Consider the following 20,746-nt stretch of genomic DNA (forward strand, 5'->3'; position numbering starts at 1 on the left):
ATTTCTCCTGCCTATTCAATGTTTTGGATCTGTTCCCGTATTTTTTCCAGTTCGGACTTTAACTCCACAATGGTATGGGATAACGCCGCCTTTCCCGATTTAGATCCCATGGTATTGAATTCCCGGTTAAACTCCTGGATGAGAAAGTTAAGCTTCCGGCCCCCGGGTTCATCTGCGGCCACAATATCCCGGAACTGCCGGATGTGACTGCGCACCCTGACGATCTCCTCGGAAATATCACTTTTATCAGCCAAAACAGCCGCCTCCTGGGCCAGACGGACCGGATCCACCTCCACACCGGCGGTGAGGACTTCAATGCGCTCCATGAGTCGCTTTTGATACAGTGCAGGAAGGGCCTGGGCATCGGTTTCCACAATGTCCATGCGCTTTTCAATGTCATCCACCCGGGCCAGAAGATCCAGGGAAAGATTGTCTCCCTCTGCGGTGCGCATGCGGTCAAGCCCCCCCAGTGCCATGTCAACGGCCTGGGAAAGCACGGCTGCCACCTGGTCGGCATCGGTCTTGTTTTCTGCGACCTGGATCATCTCCCGGCCCTCCAGAATATGGCCAAGCGTCACGGGATCTTTCAGATCAAACTCATCCCGCAGGGCGCAAAGGGCCTTAAAATAACCCTGGGCCCTGGGCAGATCCACCTGGAACACGGTGGTGTCTTCTGCCTGTTCTTCAAGGCTGACCCGAATCTCCACCCGTCCCCTGGCCACGTACCGGCCCACCTGTTTTTTAATGCCCTCCTCCAGTCGGCTGAAGGTCCGGGGCAGATAAAGGGCCACATCCAGATGCCGGGAGTTGTAGGTTCGGATCTCCACATCGCAGGTAATATTCTCCACGGTGTGGGAGGCCTCGGCAAAGGCGGTCATACTCTTAATCATCTTAAATACTCCGTTTAAAATGGGATCAGGCCTGACCCCAACTGTTTTTTTATACGAAAAAGCAGGTACTGGGTATTAGGTGCCGGGTGTTCACAGCAACTACTTTTTCATTGTTTGTTGTGTCCGTGAAGACATGCCGGTTATTTTAAATCTGTCACATATTGCCGACGCACATCCATGAGAAAATCGGTCATTTCCGTGGAAGCATAGTCAGGATAGGTCCATGCAAGGGAATGAAATTTTCCTTTTTTAAACATCAGGGTCACCTCGGCATAGATACCCCGGCCAATGTAAATCCGGTGGGAAAAATCCTTGCCCGTGGCCAGCACAAACCGGGAAAGCAACAAATACCCGGGATCAAGATTAAGGTTCCGCCGACCATTGACAGCCCATGTTTTTTCCATGGCATTGGTGGTCTCTTTAATGCGGGCCAGATCGTCCTGGGCAATCAAAGAACCAAAAGAGAGCATACGCCGAAACAATGGGGTTCCCATCTCTCCCTCATAGTAATCGGTGTAATCAAAATCAAACCAGCCACTGATATTTTCTGTGGGACCAAAGGCCTTTTCCAGCACCGGTAACAACTCATCAAACAGCTCTTTATCATTCATGAACACGCTGATGACAAGCTTTGCCGCATCGGGTTTCTTTGGGATGCTCACTTATCCAGTGCCCTCGCCTCTTCCACCAGCATGATGGGAATATCATCCCGAATCTCATATTCCAGACGGCACTTATCACAGATGAGACCGTTTTTTTCCGCATTAAGGTATATCTCCCCCTTGCACTGGGGGCACGCCAATATATTGAGCAACTCTTCTGAAACCGCCATGTTATTCTCCTTGTCTCTTTTCATATAACTGCCACGGGCAGATCTTATTCTGGCCTCGGCCTGCCCAAACCATTACCCCAAAACCTCTCCAGGCTGCTGCATGGAGCGAAGGGTGTGGTATTTTCCCTCCAAAGCCATGAGTTCGTCATGGGTGCCCTGCTCTACAATGCGCCCTTTTTCCAGCACCACAATGCGGTGGGCATGGTCAACGGTGGACAACCTGTGGGCAATGACAAAGGTGGTGCGCCCTTTAATAAGATTGGCAAGGGCCTGCTGAACCACCTGCTCTGCCTGGGAATCCAGGGCTGAGGTGGCCTCATCCAGGATAAGAACGGGGGCATCTTTGATTAAGGCCCGGGCAATGCACAATCGCTGTTTTTCCCCCCCGGACAGCCGATTTCCCAATTCTCCAATAACCGTGTCATATCCCTTGGGAAATCCCATGATGAAATCATGGGCAAAGGCTTTTCTGGCGGCGGTTTCCACCTCCCGGTCAGAGGCACCAAGATTGCCATACCGAATATTGCCGGCCACCGTATCATTGAACAGCACCGGTTCCTGGGTCACGATGGAAATATTTTCCCTTAAAGATGCAAAGCTTAAATTCTTGACATCCACTCCATTGAGGCGCAGGGAGCCCGAGGAAACATCATAAAACCTGGGAATGAGATTCACAAGGGAGGTTTTGCCGCCACCACTCATTCCCACCAGGGCCAAAACCTCCCCGGGGTTCACCTGAAGATTGATATCACTGAGCACCGGTGGTTCATGGACATCATAGGCAAATGCCACCCCTTCAAAAGCCACCCCCACCGATCTGCCTTCCAGAACCAGGGGGGATTTCTTTTCCTCTATTTCTGACTCCCGGTCAATGATTTCAAAAATCCGGGTCACCGCAGCCATGCCCTCCTGGACCGTATTGTTAAGGGCTGCAAGCTTTTTCACCGGTGCATAGAGCATCATCACCGCCGTTAAAAAAGAAAAAAAAGTCCCGGTGGTGGAGGCCCCGGATATCACCCGGGAACCGCCAAACCAAATAATAAAGGCAATGCCGATGCCCCCCAGAAATTCCATGACAGGAGAAGAAAGGGATTTGGCCACCACCGACTTCATCTCCAGGCGAAACAGGGTTTGGGATTTTTTATGGAACCGCTTTTTTTCATATTCTTCCCGGTTAAAGGTCTTAACGATCTTACTGCCGGCAAAGGTTTCATGGAGAAACACGTTGAGATCTGCCATGGCCTGTTGACGTCCGGTGCTAAACCGTCGCACCCGTCTGCCAAATATCACCACCGGATAAAATGCCGCCGGAAGCACAATAAAGGCTCCCATGGCAAGTTTCCAGTCCATGTAAAAAATCACGCACACAAGCCCCACCACAGTGAAAAGATCCCGCAGCAATCCTGCCACGGCCGTGGACACCATGCCTTTGACAATGTTTACATCATTGGTGATTCTGGACATGAGGGTACCGGTTTTTTCCCGGTGGAAAAAAGCCAGGGGCAGATCCATGATACGATCATAGAGCATGTTTCTCAGGGTTTTGATGATCTGTTGTCCCACATGGTTCATCCAGTACTGCTGACCATAGGTGGCACTGCCCTTTAAAAGAAAAATCAAAATGGCGGCACCGGGAAGCAACAAAAGACGGGATTGATCCCGGTTCACAAAAATATCATCCAGCATGGGCTTGACAAGATAGGCAGACGCAGAGGTGGCACCGGCCACCACCACCATGCACACCATGGCAAGGGCAAGTTTCTGCCAATGGGCCGCAACAAGGCCCAGCAGCACCCGTTCCCGGGGAGTATGTCTATTTTTATTTGAAGATTTCATAAGCCTTGTATTATGGAATGGAATAAGAACTGTTGTCAATATTAAAAAAATATGCGACAAGGGGTCCCATGGGACATCAGGGGATATTACATGGGGGGCTTGGACTATATGGTCTGGCCTGGAAGCTGGCATTGCCATGGCTGAAAAAAAACAAACGCCTTTGCCGGGGATTTCACCGGCGCATTGCCGCTGATCACCTGGCACCGGCAGAGATCTGGATACAGGCGGCATCGGCAGGGGAAGCTTATCTGGCCTGCGCCCTGGTACAGGCCATGGTGCCCCGGCAACCATTAACCGTGCTTGTAACCACCACCACCACCCAGGGCATGGACATCCTTAAAAAAGGCATGGCCGCCCCGGACATTGATCCCCATGTCCGGGTGAATCTCTCCCTTTTTCCCTTTGACACGCCTTCCCTCATGGATGCAGCAGTGTCAAGGGTGAATCCCGGCACCATGGTCCTTTTGGAGACAGAATTGTGGCCGGGCCTCCTTCATGCCCTGAAAAAACGACATATCCCCATTCTCATGATCAATGCCAGGCTTTCAAATAAAAGCGTTTCCCGGTATGAAAAAACGTCATGGCTGTGGAAACAACTGGCACCGGATACCATCCTGGCCATCTCCCCGGAAGATGCCCAAAGATTCCAACGGATATTTCCCCACACCGCCATTTCCACCATGCCAAACATAAAATTTGACATGGTGATACCCCAAAAAAGAGCAACCTCCCCCACACCTGTCCCCCTGGCCGGAAATCCTTTTCCCCCGAACACACCGGTGACACTATTGGCCTCCGTCCGCATGGAAGAGGAAAACCAGGTGGCAAAAATACTTGATGCCATCCTTTGCCAATATCCCAACCAGGTGGTGGGATTAATTCCCCGGCACATGCACCGCATCCCTTTTTGGCAGGATATGCTCACCCATCTTGAACGTCCCTGGCAGCTTCGCTCCACCATCAACGACCCGGTGCTGCCCGGCACCACCATTTTGTGGGACACCTTTGGTGAACTCAAAGCCGCTTATGGCCATGCCACCGTGGCCTTTGTGGGGGGCAGTCTGCACCCATTAGGGGGACAAAACTTCATGGAACCTGTCATGTGCGGTGCCCCCGCTGTGACCGGTCCGCACCTTGACAATTTTAACTGGGTGGGACAGGGGCTTTTCACCGCCGGTGTGGTGAATCGGGCCCAAAACAGCGCCCAGGTAGTACACCACCTGGTCCGGATACTTAACCATCCCCCCCAGAGACAACAGACCGCAACCACCGGCCTTGGCTATTTACGCCGCTACCAGGGTGGCACCGCCATGGCCGTTGATACCATTATCAAAACCCTCAATGCAGTGAAAAATCATGAATAAAACAGACTCAGCACCCCGGAAAAAAATCATCCGAAAACGGGCCGGCGAACATAAACGCTACGCCTCGGGATTTCTCTATCAGCAAAATGCCAGGTACTTTGCCCAGATTTCAGAAGGACTCATTGACCTTGGCGCAAAGGAACTCACCGCCCTTGGCGCAAAGGACATTGAAGCCGACCAGCGGGGCATCCATTTCACAGCGGAAAAATCGGCTTTTTACCGCATCAACTACTGTTCCCGCCTGGCATCCAGGATACTGGCACCCCTTGTCACCTTTTCCTGTGAAGACGATGAGACATTGTACCGTCAGGTCAAACGCCTCCGGTGGGAACAGCTCATGTCCCGGAAACAGACCTTTGCCGTGTCTGCCAATGTGTCAGACAGCGCCATGGATCACTCCCAGTTTGCAGCCCTGCGACTGAAAGACGGGGTGGCAGATTATTTCCGGGAACGAAGCGGTAAACGCCCCAATGTGGACCCCCGGGAACCGGATCTGCTCATCAATCTGCATATCCGCCACAACCGGGCAACGGTGAGCATTGATGCATCAGGGGGATCGCTGCATAAACGGGGTTACAGAGAAGAAAGCGTCACCGCCCCCATGCAGGAAACCGTGGCCGCCGCCATTATTAAAATGTCCCAGTGGGACGGGACCCGGCCCATTTACGATCCCATGTGCGGCTCCGGCACCCTTTTGTGTGAAGCCCTCATGGCCCAATGCAACATTCCTGCCGGTATTTTCAGGGAACGGTTCGGTTTTCAGCAGCTGCCTGATTTCAATCCGGAACTGTGGCGCCAGGTGAAAAAAGCAGCAGATGATACCATCGTGGATATCCCTCCGGGACTCATCCGGGGCAGTGATATTTCCGAAGTTTCTGTGGATGCGGCCCGCACCAATCTCATGGGTATGCACCACGGCAACCGGGTCACTGTGGAACAAATGGATTTCAATGATCTTGCCCCCATTGAAAACAGCATTATTGTGGCCAACCCGCCCTATGGTATTCGTCTGGGTAAGGATCAGGACCTGGAACTTTTCCACCGCCAACTGGGGGATTTTCTAAAACAAAAATGCACCGGTTCCACAGCCTATATCTATTTTGGAGATCCCGATTATATACAGTTCATGGGACTCAAGGCATCCTTTCGCAAACCCATCCGGGCAGGCGGGCTTGATGGACGCCTGGCCAGATATGAACTCTATTAATCCGGCATAGCCAAGCACCCCCGACGGACCATGGGGCCGACCCGGAACATTGGGAACTAAAAAAGGGGGAGAGATAAAATCTCCCCTGCTATTTATCGTTTCTGTCACCACACTTTTTTACAGCAAGTCGCTCATGCCCTTTGATGTAAGCGTGGCAGGCAGCATCGTCCAGCCCTGTGGCCAGCACGCCATGAAAACAGCCCAGGGCCGGAGCCCGGTCATTGCCGGAATAAAGGGCCACGCCCTTTTCAAAAAGTGTCCGGGTGCGTTGCTTTAATTTCCGGATGGGCTCAGGATCAGCATCAAATCGTTCATAAAGAGACACCGGCGCTCTTTTCCCCTTGAGCTTGACATGGCCAAGATGTCTGATATTTGATTTTTCATCTTTGCCCACATGGGCTGCCACAGCCTCACTGACAATAAGGGACACCCCAAACAACCGGGTCATCTGTTCAATGCGCTGGGACAAATTCACCGCATCGGAGATCACTGTGCTCTCCATGCGCTGTTCTTCACCAATGGTGCCCAGCATGAGCATGCCCGTGTGAACCCCCACCCCCACCTGAACCGGAAAACCGCCACTCATGCCCCCCCTCCGGTTATAGTGATCCAGCACCCGCAATACACCAATGGCAGCATCCACACCATCCCGGGGTCCCCCGGGAAAAAGAGCCATGATGCCATCCCCCATATATTTATCAATGAACCCGTGGTGTTCCCGGACCACCGGGCTGATGCACTTTAAAAGCGTATTTAAAAATTGAAAATTCTCCCGGGGCGTCATCTGTTCAGACAGGGCTGTAAAGCCTTTGACATCACAAAAAACAATGGTCATTTCCCGTTGTACGCAATCTCCAAGCTTCACATCAATGATATTGTCATGCCCCATGATCTCCAGTCCTTTCCGGGGAACAAAACGGGTAAGCGCCTTGTTGGTACGCTCAATGTGATCAAGTAGCATGGCATTGGAAAAGGCCACATTAATACCGGTCATCATTTTTTCCAGAAAGGTGATTTCAGCCCGGTTGTAAAATCCCCGGCACCGGGGGCCCAGATTGATCACTCCGATGATCTTCTCTTCATAAATAATGGGGATGGTGATGATGCAGTGAAATTTTTTAAAATAATGCATCCCGGTTTTCCGGTGGGGTTCATATTCCTTTTTCTGGGCCACCTGTTCCTTTTCAATGACCATGTCAAATCCCGGAATTTTTCCCAGTTGATCTTTTTTTACATCAATAATTTCAGGTCCCCCATATTTATGACCCAGCGCCAGGGAAAAACGGATATTACCGGATTGACGCAAAAAAATAGAAATATTCTCCGGCTGCAGGACATCATCAAGGGTCCTTCGGATCAGTTGGGCCAGCTGCCCCAGGGTTTTAAGCTGGAGAATGTTCCCATGGAATTGATCCACAATGGCGGCATATCTGTAAGATTTACGCTGGAGCCGCCTGCTGATGCGGGGTTGAATCAATAGCATGTAAATCAATCCCCCCATAAAGCACACCAGAAGCAGCAAGGTGGCTCCTGCAAGGTTGTATCGATGGGGATGGGTCAAAATATCTGTCATGGCAACGCCGATGAGTGCGGTGACAACCACAAGGGATGTGGCCCACAGGGCAAACTTGGCCATGAGCTGATCAATGTCCATGGCCCGGAGGGAAACAATGTTAATGGCCATGGTGGTGACATAAAGGGGGGCCATGAAAAGGGGCCCCACCTGGTAATACCGGGTGATCCCCATGAGGGGCAGCACAATACAAGACACTGTGGCCACCACCCCGCCCCCGGCCATGGCAAGGGCTGTATAAAGCACCTGTTTCCTGGCAATCCCCCCTGTGGCAACGCGATATTGCCGTACAAACACGGCACAGGCAAAAAGTATATAAGAAACCACCAGGGGGGCATATAAAGGCGTATAAAGAATGCCGATGTCCCGGACCATCACCCGGTGATCCCCCAGGGTCCGGATCACCATGTTTTTCACAAACAGATCGGTGAACACCACAGGCAGGGCCAGCAGCAGCACCGGGCCGCAGATCACCACCAGGGCAACAAGAAGCCGCCTGATCAAAACCATTGGAAAAATCATTGAAAAATAGAGATGAATGGCCACCTGGAACAAGGTGAACATCACAGCCAGACGGTTCAATAATGTGGTGACTTCCGGCGTATCTTCAAAAAAATAACCCACAAAAATGGATAAGATGAACAGGGCCGCACACACACCGATGATGAGAAAAACGCGATTTTGCAACCTGCCGGGATTGTGAATATAAACAAAAACAGCCAGCATGGCCATGATAAAGGGGAAAATCACGTTAACGATGTAAGGATTATTCACACCATGGCCTCCTTGGAGATAGATTTTGGGATATGGGATCAGGGTGAAATTTACTGATCCACCCAGTTCAAGGTGCGCTCCACCGCCTTTTTCCAGGCAGCGCAGGCACGATCTCTATCTTTTCGGGCCATGTCCGGGCTCCAGGCACCATGGATCTCCCAGTTGGCCTTGAGGTCACTCATATCTGACCAGTATCCCACGGCAAGCCCTGCGGCATAGGCGGCCCCCAATGCCGTGGTTTCAGCCACCCGGGGCCGAATCACCGGCACATTTAAAATATCAGATTGAAACTGCATCAACAGATCATTTTCAATCATCCCCCCATCCACCTTGAGCCGGGTGAGGGCCACTCCTGAATCAAGGTTCATGGCCGCCACAATATCCCCGGTCTGGTATGCCGTGGCCTCCAGCACGGCCCTTGCCACATGGTGCTTATTGGCATATGCCGTGAGTCCGGCAACCACCCCCCGGGCATCGGAGCGCCAATAGGGGGCGAACAGCCCGGAAAATGCCGGAACAAAATAGACCCCGCCATTGTCCGGCACGGCTGCGGCCAGGGCTTCAATGTCCCCGGCCTCTTTGATTAGCCCCAGGTTGTCCCGGACCCACTGGACCAGGGACCCGGCATTGGCAATGGAGCCTTCCAGGGCATACACCGGTTTTTCATCCCCCACCTGATACGCCAGGGTGGTTAAAAGCCCATGGGTGGACATGGTGGGGGTGGTGCCGGTGTTTAAAAGCAGAAAACAACCGGTGCCATAGGTGTTTTTGGCCTCTCCGGGTTCAAAGCAGGCCTGGCCGAACAAAGCTGCCTGCTGATCCCCCAGATCACCACACACCGGCACCTTTGCCCCCAGTGGGCCATCTATTAAGGTGTGGCCCCAGGCGTTACTGTCCGATGAGGGCACAATGCGGGGAAGACCGGATGGTGGAATTTGAAGAATTCCAAGGATTTCATCATCCCAGGCAAGGGTGTTGATGTCCATGAGCAGGGTGCGGCTGGCATTGGTGACGTCGGTGACATGGGCACCCCCCCGGGGGCCGCCGGTGAGATTCCAGATCACCCAGGTATCCATGGTGCCAAAGAGGGCATCCCCTTTTAAGGCAGCAGCCTTTGCCTGGGGGACATTCTCCAGAATCCATTGGATCTTAGGACCTGAAAAATAGGTGGCAACGGGCAGGCCGGTTTTTGCTCTAAAACGATCCTGCCCCCCCTGGGCAATGAGTTTCCGGCACATGGCATCGGTGCGGGTGCATTGCCACACCACAGCATTGTAAAATGGACGGCCGGTGTGACGATCCCATACCACCACAGTTTCCCGCTGGTTGGTCACCCCGATGGCAGCAAGATCTGCACCGAAAATACCTGAACCGGCAAGGGCCCCGGCAATGACTTCCCGGGTGTTGTGCCACACCTCCATGGGGTCATGGGCCACCCATCCCGGTCGCTCATAAATCTGCTTATGTTCCTTTTGAGCCACACCTGCAATATTGCCTTTGCGATCAAATATAATAAAACGGGTACTGGTGGTACCCTGGTCCACGGCACCTACGTATTTTGACATCTGCCCTCCCTTGTTTACAGATTACACCCATTTGCGGTAGCATCAACCCGGTTTTTTTTCAAGGGAAAAAAGAACTCACCCTGTTTTCCTTTCCTTTTTTCATTATTTTTTTCATTATATACCCCTATTGTTTAAGGGAATTCCCCCATAAAGCCCTCAAAAATTTTACACCCATTCTGCGCCCACGCACATAGCAACATATATTCCATTTTCAACCAAACTCAAAAAAAGCAATCAGATAAATATTGCGCTGCAAAGGCCCCTATGATAAAACCCTTTAACTCTTAAAATTAATCCATAAAATATAAGGCATATACTCATGACCCTTGCGGTGATACCTTCACGATACGGTTCCAAGCGTTTCAATGGAAAACCACTGGTTTTGGTGGCGGGAAAACCCATGATCCAGCGGGTGTATGAACAGGCTGCAAAGGCCGGTTCCATTGACCGGGTGGTGGTGGCAACGGATGACCAAAGAATTTATGACACAGTTCTTGCCTTTGGCGGGGAAGCTGTGATGACTCCATCTGATCTCAAGTCCGGTACAGACCGGGTGTGGGAGGCCTGCCAGCAATTTCCCATTGATGACAATGAGGTGGTGATCAACATCCAGGGGGATCAGCCGGTGTTTTCCCCGGAATGCCTGGATCAACTCACCACCCCCTTTGACACCGATCCGGGCCTTAACATGTCCACCCTGGCCCTTGAAATCACCGATCCCCGGGATCTTACTGACCCTTCGGCCGTCAAGGTCACCCTGGACAGAAACGGCTTTGCCCTGTACTTTTCCCGTTCACAGATTCCTTTTCCAAGGGACGGACAATGCCGGATTCCCACCTATCGGCACCTGGGGTTTTATGCCTACCGAAAATCATTTTTACAAAAATTTACCGCACTTGGGGAGAGTCTTCTTGAAAACACAGAAAAACTCGAACAGCTCCGGGTCCTGGAGTATGGCCATGCCATCAAGGTGGTGATCACGGCCCACGATTCTCCCAGTGTGGATCTGCCCGGGGATATTGAGCGGGTTGAAGCTTTTTTACCCTCCCCGGCAGATACGTTCTGAGGACCACATGATGGAAGCCAATACCCAACACCCCCTGTGCTAATAAATACCCAGGAGTTTTTTTGCCGGTTCTGTATAACCGCCACGGGCGGACGGTATTCTGATCCGGCTCTGCCCACAACAAAGCTTGAAATACACCCCTGGTTTGCGGAGTATCTCATATAAACGGGCATGTCCTGTGGAACACAACAAATATATAAAATGGTATTATACCGCCGTCCCCCAACGGGCAATGGGCCCGGACCGGAACTGTAGACAGCTCAATTGTCCGGTTCCTATTGCCCGTTGGGGGGCGGCTCTGCTGAGGTTGCCTTGGAGGCTGCCTTTTCATATAAAAGGATTATTTTCATGACACGCCCTTATCCACAAATTGACCTCAATAAAATTACGACCTATTCAGCCACCCAAAGGCAATCCAAAGTCACCCATAACATTGAAGGCGCCTCTCCCCATGCAGGCATGCACATGAGAGACTTTTTAGAGGGACTTCCCAATGTATTAAAAGCTTTTGAAATAAAACAGCTTGCAAAGGCAATGGTCAAGGCAAAAGAGAAAAAAAAACCTGTACTTGTCATGCTGGGCGGCCATGTCATAAAAACCGGTTGCAGCAAACTTCTCGGGGATCTGGCGTCCCGGGGCTATATCACCCATTTTGCTTCCAACGGTGCCGCCTGTATCCATGATACGGAATTGGCCAGGTTTGGCCACACATCCGAAGATGTTGCCTCCCAGCTGGACGATGGATCATTTGGTATGGCCCATGATACCGCAACATTTGTCAATGATGCCGCTCGACGATCATCTGCCGGCAACGAAGGATTTGGAGAGGCCGCCGGGGCCATGCTCATGCATGAAAATGCACCTTTTCTTGACCGGGCACTGCTGGCCACTGCATATCACCTGGCAATTCCTTACACGCTGCATGTTGCCCTTGGAACAGATATTGTTCACCAGCATCCCGGAGCCAGCGGCGCAGCCATTGGAGAGGCCTCCCTGCGGGATTTCAAAATTTTTGCGGCCACGGTTTCCAAACTTGGACAGGGAGGTGTGGTGCTCAATCTTGGCAGTGCGGTCATCATGCCGGAAATATTCTTAAAAGCCTTATCCGTGGCAAGAAACCTGGGGCACAATGTTTCTGATTTTACAACGGCAAATTTTGACATGATTCAGCACTACCGGCCCATCACCAACGTGGTCAATCGGCCGGTGCTCAAAGGGGGCACCGGATATGCCTTTACCGGACATCACGAACTGATGATCCCCTTACTGGCTGCAGCCGTTTATGAAGAGGCACATGCCCCCTTGAAATAAAAAGAGATGAATCATATGAAATTTCATGTAGACCGACTTTCACAGATAAAAGCGCTTGTGGTGGGAGATGTCATGCTTGACCGTTATATATGGGGAGATGTAGACAGAATTTCCCCTGAAGCGCCGGTTCCTGTGGTAACGGTGGGAAAAGAAAACCATGTCCTGGGCGGCGCAGGTAATGTGGCAGCCAACATGGCAGGCCTGGGAATCCAGGTATGCCTGGTTGGAATATGCGGGCATGATGAATCTGGAAAAATCTTTCAGAACCTCTGTCAAAACAACGGCATTATGCCCCGGCTCATCATTGACCAAGACTATCCCACCACGGTTAAAACACGTATAATGGCAAGAAAACAGCAATTATTCAGACTGGACCGGGAAAAAATCCAACCCCCTTCCCATACCCTTGCACAAAAAATCATAGCTCAGGTTCAAAAAGCAATGGCATCCGTTGATGTGGTAATCCTGTCAGATTATGCAAAGGGCATGTTTCTGTGTGAACAATTGTGCAGGGATATCATCCTGACGGCAAGAGAATGCAAGGTGCCATGTTTTGTGGATCCCAAGGGGAAAAACTGGGAAAGGTATACAGGAGCCTCCTTTATAACCCCCAACACAATGGAACTTGCCGCTGTATCCCAGCTTCCCATGGAAAAAGATAACGACACTTTAATTGCGTCAATAACAGATGTCAGGGATCAATATGATATTCAGTGCTTATTGTTAACCCGGGGGGAAAAGGGTATGTGCATTGCAGATAAAGCATCTGCCCCATTATTTATTTCCACAGCGGCACAAGAAGTGTATGATGTTTCCGGTGCCGGGGACACCGTGATTTCAACATTTGCAGCCAGCATTGCCATGGGTATGTCCCCGGATGATGCTGCCGGTGTTGCAAATATTGCAGCCGGTGTGGTTGTGGGAAAGGTGGGCACCCAGCCCATCTGTATTTCCGAACTGATTTCCGCTTTAGAACAATAACTCAACTTTCGGGCTTCATTTCAAAGCCGGCATTTTTAAATGTACCGATGGGCTCAGTGTGCCGACGGGGTCAGGCTTTTGTTATTGATGTTATCGACCAAGGCCTTTGCCAACGAAAAAAGCCTCGATAATGTCAATAACAAAAGCCTGACCCCACCACGAAATGCGAACACCGAAAGTTGAGAACAATAATTATGGATCATTGAAACATGAGCGCTTACGCTTCCAAACTTTCACAACTATTAAAATCAAGCCCATGGTATCCGGTCTGGCAGTTTGCCATTCATGCCTATATTTTGCTGACAGCTTGCCGGTCTGGTTTGATGGTGTGGCAATGGGACCGTGTAGGGGGAATTAAACAGGCAATTTATATTATTATTTGCGGCCTCAGAATGGACACCATAATGATATGTTACCTGATATCGATTCCGGTGCTTTTGGCCCCTCTGTTAAACGGTTTTAAAAAAACCCATACCCTGTGGCGAACCTTTGCCGGCCTCTGGTTTTCATGTTCACTTTTATTTCTTTTTTTTATGGAAGTGGTCACCCCTTTTTTCATTGTAGAATATGATACCCGACCCAACAGACTTTTTGTGGAATACCTTGCTTATCCCAAAGAGGTCATGACCATGCTGGTGACGGGATATAAAGCAGAATTGATTTTCAGTGCAGTTGCCGTTACCGGGGCATTGTTTTTTGCACGTCGTGTCTACCCTGAAATGACAAAGCGCCAATCTTTTTGGGATATAATCCCCCGTTTCATGGCACTTCCCATTGTGTTTGTGATAATATTTGCAGGCGCACGCTCCTCCTTAGGGCATCGCCCTGCCAACCCCAGCACAGTTGCTTTCAGTTCAGACCATCTGTTAAACAGCCTTCCCCTTTCTTCTGGATACAATCTTATCTACGCAATATATCGCATGGGGGACGAAGCAGACGCGTCAAAAATCTATGGAGAAATGGACGTCAATCGAATGCTTGAGCTGGTTCGAAAAAATGCAACCGGAAACATTAAAAATTTTACAAACAAAGAAATTCCCACCTTGCACAGTCTCTCCCCTGGAATCAAACGCCCTTCTCCCCTAAACCTGCTGATTCTTCTTGAAGAAAGCTTAGGCGCTGAATTTGTGGGACGCATGGGAGGTCTACCCTTAACCCCCAACCTGGATGAACTGTCCCGGGAAGGCCTTTTTTTCAACCGGCTTTACGCCACGGGAACACGCTCTGTGCGTGGCATTGAAGCTGTTGTTTCAGGTTTTTTCCCAACCCCTGGACGAAGTGTGGTAAAGCTTGGCAAGGCCCAGAATAATTTCTTTTCCCTTGCCTCCTTTTTAAAAACAAAAGGATATAAAACCCGATTTGTCTATGGTGGAGAAGCCAATTTTGACAACATGAAAGGGTTTTTCCTGGGCAATGGATTTGATGAAGTGATCGAAGAAAAAGATTTTCATGACTATACATTTAAAGGCTCCTGGGGTGTGTGCGATGAAGATCTTTTAACCAAAGCCCATGAGTTGCTTGAAGATGAGAAATCGTCTCCTTCCTTTACCCTTGTTTTCTCCTCCAGTAACCATTCTCCCTTTGAATTTCCTGACAATGCCATTGAACTGTACGAATCACCCAAAGCCACTGTTAACAATGCCGTAAAATATGCAGATCATGCCATTGGACGTTTTTTTGACATGGCAAAAAAAAGCAATTACTGGAATCAGACGCTTTTTCTTGTTGTAGCAGATCACAACTCCCGGGTGTACGGAGATGCCCTGGTACCCATTGAAAGATTTCATATCCCCGCTCTCATCATCGGACCGGGCGTGGCACCCGGAATTTCCAATACCCTTGCAAGCCAGGTGGACCTGCCCCCAACGCTTCTATCTCTGATGGGACTGGAAGGCCAGACCCCCATGCTCGGTCGCAATTTATTAAATATGCCCAAAGGCGTTGTGGGAAGAGCCGTCATGCAGTTCTACAAGAACCAGGCTTATATGGAAGGAGAGCATGTCCTGGTATTGCAACCGGGTAAAAACCATTCCCAGTTCCACTACGATGGAAAAAGACTCACCAAAGAAAAAATTACTCCCTTTTTATTGGAAAAAGCGCTGGCCCATGCCCAATGGGCATCCTGGAGTTACAGTAACAGGCTTTATAAACTGCCATCAATGGAGATATCTGCTTCCTCAATATTAATGAAACGGTGAAAAGTTGCCTCATGAAATTTTACCCCTTCATTTATGGGTTTAAGCCTTGGCTGCCCACAATCGGTCGTGGTTAAAAACTGGACTTCGGGCTTTTTACGAAGCCATCAACATTGGGAAGCATAAAAAATGATTAAAAGACCCGCAGCAAAAATTGAAACAATCATGTCCACCCCCGTTTCAAAGGAAAAGTACCCGTCCTTTAAAGCCCTTCTTTTTCTCCTGTCAAAAGTTTATGGCAAAATTGTAAAAACCAGACTGCGTAATCATCGAACGGGAAGACTTAAATCAAAACGTCTCCCCTGCTTTGTCATCTCTGTGGGAAATATCACAGTGGGCGGTACCGGAAAAACCCCCATGACCGTTTACGTGGCTGAGCTTGTAAGGCAAATGGGTTACAAAGTAGCCGTACTCAGCAGGGGCTACAAAGGAACATTTGAAGCGTCCGGCGGGGTTGTCTGCAACGGTCATAGTGTCTGCTGCACCCCGAAAGAATCAGGGGACGAACCGTATATGATGGCCCAGACCCTGGGAGTTCCCCTTCTGGCAGGAAAAAAAAGGTACGCACTTGGGATAAAAGCGATTGAACAATTTAATGCCCAGGTTATTATTCTTGATGACGCATTTCAACACATTCAATTAAAAAGAGATCTTGATATTGTTCTTTTGGATGCCCAAAACCCCTTTGGCAACGGCGCACTTCTTCCCCGGGGACCGCTCAGGGAACCTGTCTCCAGCCTGGAACGATGTGACACCGTCATTTTTACCAGGAGTGATGTCAAAGGCTGTGAACCATCCAGATATCATAAATGGCTGGGTGAGAAGCCTGTTTTAAAAACCCGACATTGTCCCGGCATTTTTAAGATACTGAGCGCTTCTGGCCATGAACTTGATAAAAAAACCACTGACAATTTTTTAATGGAAAACCGAAAAAAACGAGCCCTTCTTTTTTCGGGGATTGCCAATAATTCAGACTTCAAAAAGACCTGTGAAACAATGGGCATGACCATTGCGGGCCACCTTGAATTTCCAGATCATTATTGGTATAAGGCTGAAGATATGGCATTAGTTCTGAATCAATACAAAAAACTCAAAGCCGATTTTATTGTCACCACCCAAAAGGATTATGTGAAAATTGACAATGAATTTGTAATCCCCAAAGATCTTGTTGTGGTGGGTGTGTCAATAAAATTTATGAAAAACCATGATAAAAATTTTAAGTCACTGATAAAAGAACGTATAAAATCAAAAGACATAGGAGTCCCATGACCGTTACCGAGAAATTGGTATTTCAGCTGCTTTCAGGTACCATGTCCGTCCTTGGATTACTTTCTCCTCCCACAGGCCGTTTTCTGGGAAAAGTTCTGGGCAGAATCTGGTTTTGTTTTGATAAAAAACATAAAAGAATAACCCTCAACAGTCTGGGCCACACTTATTCAAAAAAAATGAGCTTTCAAACCCGGTGGAAACTGGCAAGAAAGGTCTTTGAAAATACCGCCACAATGCTGTTTGAGCATGCCAGATTCCATCGAATGCCTCCCCATGACTATGGGGACTTCTTTGAGGTCATAGGGATTCACCACTTTAAGGCAGCCCAGGCAAAAGGCCGGGGAATACTCTGTTTTTCCGGTCACCTGGGCAACTGGGAACAGGCTGTGGCAGTGGCCCATTTAACCGGTGTGCCCTTTTCCGTTGTCTATAAAAAGATAGAATCCCCTGTAATGGAAGCATATCTCAAGGCCAAAAGAGCATCCACAGGATGCAACATGCTTCCCCTTCACAACGCCCTTGACGGTATTTTTGCAACCCTTGCCAGGGGAGAAGCGGCAGGACTCATCGTGGATCAAAACTCAAGAAAGAGACATCACAGTGTTTTCATTGATTTTTTAGGACGAAAAGCATCTGCCAACACAGGGCTTGCAAGAATTGCCCTTGATTCCGGGGCCCCGGTGATACCGATATTGACCTACAGAAAAAATAATCAAACCTATCTTGAATTCTTTCCTGAAATCCCATTGATAAAAACCAATGATAAAAACGCCGACATTCTTGCAAATACCCAGGCGTTTCATGCGGTTATTGAAAGTAATATCAAAAAATACCCGGATCAGTGGTTCTGGATTCACAATCGCTGGAAAACAAGACCCCTGGAGGAAATATAAATGAATTTAATGGCTGGGTATTCATGAAAATACTTCTTGTTCAATTGAGCTATCTTGGGGATATGATCCTTTCCACCCCGGTTATTTCAGGTTTGAAAAAAATTTATCCCAAAGCAACCCTTACTGTGATGACCACCCCACTGGCTGCGCCACTTGTGGAAAACGACCCCTTGGTCCACGACATTATTGTTTTTGATAAAAGGGGCAGTGAAAAAAATCTTTCAGGTATTCTTAAAAAGGCAAACCAATTAAGGCAAGCTGGATTTGACAGGGTTTATTCCCTTCATCGATCCCCCAGAACCGCTATTTTGCTTTTTGTTGCAGGCATTCCTGTTCGAACAGGATTTAAAGATGCAAAATTGCATTTTTTATACACAGATCAACGGCAAAAAAAAATAGAAGGCCATTCTGCAATCAGAAATCTTTCCCTTCTGTTTAATGAGTTGCCCGAGGCAGAACTGAATCAAGAACTCAGACTATTTGCACCCAGGCAGGAACATCTTTTAAAAAAAGCAAAAATCAATTTTCCTTCAGCAGATGATTTTATTATCATGGCTCCGGGCAGTGCCTGGAAAACCAAACAATGGCATTGGCAGGGATATTCCAGTGTTGGCCATTATTTTGCCCAACAGGGTAAAACAATTGTACTGGTGGGCGGGCCTGCAGACACATCTGTGTGTGCAAAAATAAACGACCAGGGTGATTTTCTGGATCTTTCAGGCAAAATTTCCTTGTCAAACACGCTTTATCTCATGGAAAAAACCAAACTGCTTATTTGTAATGACAGCATGGCCCTGCACATGGCCTCGGCATTTAAAATTCCCACAGTGGCTGTATTTTGTGCCACCTCCCCTGAATTTGGTTTTGGCCCTTGGCAAAATCCTGACGCCATGGTTGTGGAGGATGCCACCCTTGAATGTAAACCTTGCCGAAGGCATGGCAGCAACCAATGCCCCAACGGTACTGAAGCATGCATGAAAATTTCTGCCAGGCAGGTCATTGATGCATGTAAAAAGGTATTAACATAATGGACAAACCGCTGAAACTTGCATTTTGTCTATTTAAGTATTTTCCCTTTGGCGGATTGCAGGTCAACTTTATCAACATTGCAAAGGAATGTATGGCCCGGGGTCACAAGGTCATTGCCTATACCATCTCCTGGGAAGGAGACAGGCCCCCGGGGCTTGACATAAATATTATTAAAGTCAAGGGGTTGACCAACCATTCCCGGTATAAATCATTTGCCCGACGGGTGAATGAGAATATTAAAGCCAAAAACTTTGATGCACTGGTGGGCTTTAACAAAATGCCCGGCCTTGATCTTTACTATGGTGCGGATGTTTCCTATGCAGCCAAGATGAAAAAAAGAAGCCGCTGGCACAGATATACCCCACGTTACCAGACTTTGATGGCCATGGAAAAAGCGGTGTTTGAAAAAAAGTCCAAAACAGATATTCTTCTTTTGACCGAAAAGGAGAAACAGTTCTACATGGACTATTATGGAACTGCTGAACATCGATTTCATATTATGCCACCGGGTATTTCCCGGGACTGCCTTGCCCCTGCAAATGCCGATGAAATCCGCAGTGCAACACGCAATGATCTAAGCATTGATAAGGATACACTGGTCTTATTGATGGTTTGTACCAATTTCAAAATAAAGGGGGTTGCCAGGGCCATTTGTGCACTGTCTTCTTTGCCATGTGAACTTTTAAAAAAGAGCCTGTTGCTTATTGTGGGAAAGGACACCCCACGCCCCTACCGAAAACTTGCAAAAAAAATGAAGGTTCAGGATAACATTCGATTTATCGGTGCCAGAAAAGATGTTCCCAGGCTTCTGTTATCTGCTGATTTTTTGCTCCATCCTGCTTCCATTGAAAATACAGGCACCGTCATTGTGGAGGCCCTTGCTGCCAATGTTCCGGTTCTTACCACAGATATATGCGGCTACAGCTCCCATGTCAAAAAAGCTGACGGCGGCAAAGTTGTGGGCTCTCCTTTTAACCAGAAAGAACTGAACAGCGCACTTGTCTCCATGCTTACCTCAAATATGAGGAAACAATGGCAGCACAATTGCAGAACATATGTTAAACAAACAGATATTTTCAGCCGTGCCCCAAGGGCCTGTGATATTATTGAAAAGGTTGCTTTATGATTGTTTTACCCCGGGAGTGGAAAGAATACTGGAATATTGAAAAAAAAGGATTTGAACAACTTTTTAATGTTAAAGGCCCTGTTTACAGTGAGAATATCGGCAGGAAAACCCTTCGGTTTAAATTTGGTGAAAAATATTATTTTGGCAAATTTCACACAGGTGTGGGCTGGAAGAAAATTATTAAAAACATTCTCCAGTTCAGAAGTCCACCGGTGCTGAGTGCCCAGAATGAATGGCGGGCCATAAAAAAACTTGAAAGCATTGGTGTCGATACCATGCGCCTTGTGGGGTATGGCAAGCGTGGATGCAACCCTGCAAAAATTCATTCTTTTGTGGTGACCCATGAATTAAAAAATACCGTCAGCCTTGAAAAATATTGCAGGAACTGGGCATCATCGCCCCCATCCGAGGCCTTTAAGGCGGCGCTGATCACCGAGGTTGCAAAAATTGCCAGAACCATCCATGAAAACGGCTTAAACCATCGGGATCTTTATATTTGCCATTATCTTTTGGATATTTCCAATGGAATAAAAAGCATTGATCCTAAAAAAATCCACCTGTATCTAATTGACCTGCACAGGGTTCAAATTCGTCCAAGAACGCCCTTGAGATGGCGGGCCAAAGATATTTCTGCCCTTCTTTTTTCAAGCATGGATATAGGACTTACAAAAAAGGACCTGTTGCTTTTTGCGGGTATCTACCACAACACCACTCCAACAAAATCAATTAATGAAAACAAATTTTTCTGGTGGCTTGTAAAACGGCGGGCCATCAATTTATACAAAAAAGAGTTTAAAAAAGAGCCGCCGCCCATACTTTAATTTTGGCACAATTC

Annotated in this window: 17 protein-coding genes; 11 read left to right on the forward strand and 6 right to left on the reverse strand. The window is 48.7% G+C overall.

The features are described 5' to 3' along the window. Positions 1-11: 11 nt before the first annotated feature. The 4 genes from B9A32_RS02625 to B9A32_RS02640 form a co-directional block, all read right to left on the reverse strand. Positions 12-890: a YicC/YloC family endoribonuclease gene (locus tag B9A32_RS02625; protein ID WP_084066819.1), complete on the reverse strand. Its 879-nt coding sequence runs from the start codon at positions 888-890 to the stop codon at positions 12-14. A gap of 140 nt (positions 891-1,030) precedes the next feature. Then, on the reverse strand, positions 1,031-1,552 hold the full coding sequence (locus B9A32_RS02630; RefSeq protein ID WP_084066820.1) for a DUF4416 family protein: 522 nt from the start codon (positions 1,550-1,552) through the stop codon (positions 1,031-1,033). Beyond that, positions 1,549-1,722 carry a Trm112 family protein gene (locus tag B9A32_RS02635; RefSeq protein ID WP_084066821.1) on the reverse strand — a complete coding sequence of 58 codons (174 nt, stop codon included), beginning with the start codon at positions 1,720-1,722 and terminating at the stop codon, positions 1,549-1,551. Before B9A32_RS02635 ends, B9A32_RS02630 begins: the two co-directional genes overlap by 4 nt. 72 nt (positions 1,723-1,794) lie before the next feature. Further along, positions 1,795-3,558 carry an ABC transporter ATP-binding protein gene (locus tag B9A32_RS02640; protein ID WP_084066822.1) on the reverse strand — a complete coding sequence of 588 codons (1,764 nt, stop codon included), beginning with the start codon at positions 3,556-3,558 and terminating at the stop codon, positions 1,795-1,797. A gap of 32 nt (positions 3,559-3,590) precedes the next feature. On the opposite strand from B9A32_RS02640, the gene B9A32_RS02645 reads away from it, so the two are divergent. Together B9A32_RS02645 and B9A32_RS02650 are read left to right on the forward strand one after the other, a co-directional pair. Then, positions 3,591-4,922 carry a 3-deoxy-D-manno-octulosonic acid transferase gene (locus B9A32_RS02645; protein WP_212637619.1) on the forward strand — a complete coding sequence of 444 codons (1,332 nt, stop codon included), beginning with the start codon at positions 3,591-3,593 and terminating at the stop codon, positions 4,920-4,922. Then, on the forward strand, positions 4,915-6,129 hold the full coding sequence (locus B9A32_RS02650) for a THUMP domain-containing class I SAM-dependent RNA methyltransferase (protein WP_084066824.1): 1,215 nt from the start codon (positions 4,915-4,917) through the stop codon (positions 6,127-6,129). Before B9A32_RS02645 ends, B9A32_RS02650 begins: the two co-directional genes overlap by 8 nt. Before the next feature lie 88 nt (positions 6,130-6,217). On the opposite strand, the gene B9A32_RS02655 is transcribed toward B9A32_RS02650, so the two are convergent. After that, positions 6,218-8,476: an adenylate/guanylate cyclase domain-containing protein gene (locus tag B9A32_RS02655; protein WP_084066825.1), complete on the reverse strand. Its 2,259-nt coding sequence runs from the start codon at positions 8,474-8,476 to the stop codon at positions 6,218-6,220. A 50-nt stretch (positions 8,477-8,526) separates the two neighbouring features. Then, positions 8,527-10,041 carry a glycerol kinase GlpK gene (gene glpK, locus B9A32_RS02660; RefSeq protein ID WP_084066826.1) on the reverse strand — a complete coding sequence of 505 codons (1,515 nt, stop codon included), beginning with the start codon at positions 10,039-10,041 and terminating at the stop codon, positions 8,527-8,529. A 319-nt stretch (positions 10,042-10,360) separates the two neighbouring features. Between glpK and kdsB the strand changes: the two genes are divergently transcribed. From kdsB to rfaP, 9 genes are all read left to right on the forward strand, one after another. Next, complete coding sequence (gene kdsB, locus B9A32_RS02665; protein ID WP_084066827.1) at positions 10,361-11,107, forward strand: 3-deoxy-manno-octulosonate cytidylyltransferase; 747 nt, start codon at positions 10,361-10,363, stop codon at positions 11,105-11,107. 348 nt (positions 11,108-11,455) lie between these two features. Continuing rightward, the gene (locus tag B9A32_RS02670) at positions 11,456-12,418 is read left to right on the forward strand and encodes a GSU2086 family protein (protein ID WP_084066973.1); all 963 of its coding nucleotides are present in this window, start codon (positions 11,456-11,458) and stop codon (positions 12,416-12,418) included. A 15-nt stretch (positions 12,419-12,433) separates the two neighbouring features. Continuing rightward, the gene (rfaE1, locus tag B9A32_RS02675; RefSeq protein WP_170923670.1) at positions 12,434-13,399 is read left to right on the forward strand and encodes a D-glycero-beta-D-manno-heptose-7-phosphate kinase; all 966 of its coding nucleotides are present in this window, start codon (positions 12,434-12,436) and stop codon (positions 13,397-13,399) included. A 404-nt stretch (positions 13,400-13,803) separates the two neighbouring features. Next, complete coding sequence (locus tag B9A32_RS02680) at positions 13,804-15,597, forward strand: LTA synthase family protein (protein WP_212637627.1); 1,794 nt, start codon at positions 13,804-13,806, stop codon at positions 15,595-15,597. 126 nt (positions 15,598-15,723) lie between these two features. Further along, the gene (lpxK, locus tag B9A32_RS02685) at positions 15,724-16,863 is read left to right on the forward strand and encodes a tetraacyldisaccharide 4'-kinase (RefSeq protein ID WP_084066830.1); all 1,140 of its coding nucleotides are present in this window, start codon (positions 15,724-15,726) and stop codon (positions 16,861-16,863) included. Continuing rightward, the gene (locus B9A32_RS02690) at positions 16,860-17,756 is read left to right on the forward strand and encodes a lysophospholipid acyltransferase family protein (protein ID WP_084066831.1); all 897 of its coding nucleotides are present in this window, start codon (positions 16,860-16,862) and stop codon (positions 17,754-17,756) included. Before lpxK ends, B9A32_RS02690 begins: the two co-directional genes overlap by 4 nt. A gap of 23 nt (positions 17,757-17,779) precedes the next feature. Then, a complete protein-coding gene (gene waaF, locus B9A32_RS02695; RefSeq protein WP_084066832.1) occupies positions 17,780-18,784 on the forward strand; it encodes a lipopolysaccharide heptosyltransferase II in 1,005 nt (334 codons plus the stop codon). Next, positions 18,784-19,911 (forward strand): glycosyltransferase family 4 protein, encoded by a 1,128-nt coding sequence (locus B9A32_RS02700; RefSeq protein ID WP_084066833.1) that lies wholly within the window; start codon positions 18,784-18,786, stop codon positions 19,909-19,911. Before waaF ends, B9A32_RS02700 begins: the two co-directional genes overlap by 1 nt. Beyond that, the gene (gene rfaP / locus B9A32_RS02705; RefSeq protein ID WP_084066834.1) at positions 19,908-20,732 is read left to right on the forward strand and encodes a lipopolysaccharide core heptose(I) kinase RfaP; all 825 of its coding nucleotides are present in this window, start codon (positions 19,908-19,910) and stop codon (positions 20,730-20,732) included. Before B9A32_RS02700 ends, rfaP begins: the two co-directional genes overlap by 4 nt. The last annotated feature ends 14 nt before the right edge of the window (positions 20,733-20,746 follow it).

Source organism: Desulfocicer vacuolatum DSM 3385 (genome assembly GCF_900176365.1).
GTDB classification, from domain to species: domain Bacteria; phylum Desulfobacterota; class Desulfobacteria; order Desulfobacterales; family Desulfobacteraceae; genus Desulfocicer; species Desulfocicer vacuolatum.